2 protein-coding genes are annotated in these 1,890 nt (G+C 21.7%); one reads left to right on the forward strand and one right to left on the reverse strand.

Annotated features, from left to right (window positions below; all coding sequences use genetic code 4):
* Positions 1-211: 211 nt before the first annotated feature.
* On the forward strand, positions 212-631 hold the full coding sequence (locus tag D9R21_RS06135; RefSeq protein WP_158613954.1) for a hypothetical protein: 420 nt from the start codon (positions 212-214) through the stop codon (positions 629-631).
* Between the two features lie 32 nt (positions 632-663).
* On the opposite strand, the gene D9R21_RS06140 is transcribed toward D9R21_RS06135, so the two are convergent.
* Positions 664-1,743 (reverse strand): hypothetical protein, encoded by a 1,080-nt coding sequence (locus tag D9R21_RS06140; RefSeq protein ID WP_126821503.1) that lies wholly within the window; start codon positions 1,741-1,743, stop codon positions 664-666.
* Positions 1,744-1,890 lie beyond the last annotated feature (147 nt).

Raw genomic sequence — 1,890 nt, forward strand, 5'->3', positions numbered from 1 at the left:
TCTTAGTTTATCAAATGTATTTTCTAGTAATATATTTAACAATTAACTAATAATTAAATAAAACAATTATTTAAAAATTTTTTAAGAAAAGAAAGGATGAATTTTTCAGAAAAAACCTATTTTATTAAGTGTAAAAGATACTATCTAACGATTAATCCAATAAATATAAGTATTTTTACAAAATAAAAAGCACTTTATTTTTTTCAATAAAGTGCTACATTTGCATTTACAATTTACAGAACTAAAAAACAATAATAATATAAAAACAAAAGATGGTATTTTAGAATGAATAGCACCACAAGAAAAACCATTTAATAAAGTAGACAGTAAATATTATATAGTTATTGTTCGAAATAGTTTAAATAGTGATTGAAAGATATTTAAATTAAAAAATAATGGTGAAAAAGGTAGTGGTTTAAAAACAGATTGAGGTGAAAGACCTGTTGGTTGGGTTTTTACTTCTAATGGTATTTATTTAGCTACAGGTAATTTGTTAGATTCTTCAATAGAATATGTATGAGGTAAAACTAAAAAATATGAAAATTATATTAAATCAGTTTACCGTTGAAATTTAAATAAAGATATTCCTATTTTAGTTGTAAATAATAAAACTGGTGAAATAGCACTTTAATAAAAAAATTTTTAGATCTTCTAAAAATTTTTTTATATTTCTAATGTAATTAATGATAATTTTTCATTATTTTTATTAAATAATTTTAAATTATTAATATTAATTTGTTCTTTTTCTGTAAAAATTGTAATGTCATAATTTCCATAACCTCAAATACCTGATATTTCAATTTGATTTAAATTAAATAATTTTTGATGGCTATCAAAAACTATTTTAATATTATCTTCAACTATTTTTTTAGTCATACTTGTTCAAACTGCTTTAGAATAAAGTAATCTATATCATTGATAAAAATAGTTTAAATATTCTTCTATTCTGTCATTAGAAACAATTAAATTAGTTAAATATTTACCATATTCACCATCTGATAATTTAATTTCTGCTGGAATAAGGGACGATATATTATTTGTTTCTAATTCATTTGTTATTGATAATCAATTAAAATAATTTGCTTCTAATTGATAAATATAATTTTCTGAAATTTCATTGTTTTTAACAGTTACTTTAATTTCATCATCATTGTTGTTGATATTATTTTGATTTTTTAAATTTCATTTTATAATTGAACCTGTTTCCGGTTCTATTTCAGGAATTTGTGGTTCATCTATAGTATCTCAACGGTAAACTGATTTAATATAATTTTCATATTTTTTAGTTTTACCCCATACATATTCCATTGAAGAATCTAACAAATTACCTGTAGCTAAATAAATACCATTAGAAGTAAAAACCCAACCAACAGGTCTTTCACCTCAATCTGTTTTTAAACCACTACCTTTTTCACCATTATTTTTTAATTTAAATATCTTTCAATCACTATTTAAACTATTTCGAGCAACAACTATATAATATTTACTGTCAATTATAAATAGTTTATCACTTTCTTTAACTTCTTTTCAATAATTTATTGGTTCAGGCGGTGATCCTATTCAACCTGAAAAATTAAAATATGACGAAATTAATTGAACTTTACAATGTTCAAATTCTCAATATCTATTTTCTTTTTGGTTTGGTGATGAAATTAATTCAAAATAATAAGGAGCAAATAATTTAATATCATCATTATAACCTTTATTAATTGCGTATTTACTATATGTATAGTTTGATAACATATAAATAATTTGTTTAAATCTTTTGACGGCATTAAAGACTGCACCCCGAAAAGTAAGTAAAATTAAAAAAGAACTTTACTAAACTTTTAGAGGAGGTGCATTTTTTAATGGCAGGAAAAGAACAAAAATTTAAAACATATACTGCAG

The sequence above is a fragment of the Spiroplasma endosymbiont of Megaselia nigra genome, assembly GCF_003987485.1.
In the GTDB taxonomy this organism is placed as follows: domain Bacteria; phylum Bacillota_I; class Bacilli_A; order Mycoplasmatales; family Mycoplasmataceae; genus Spiroplasma.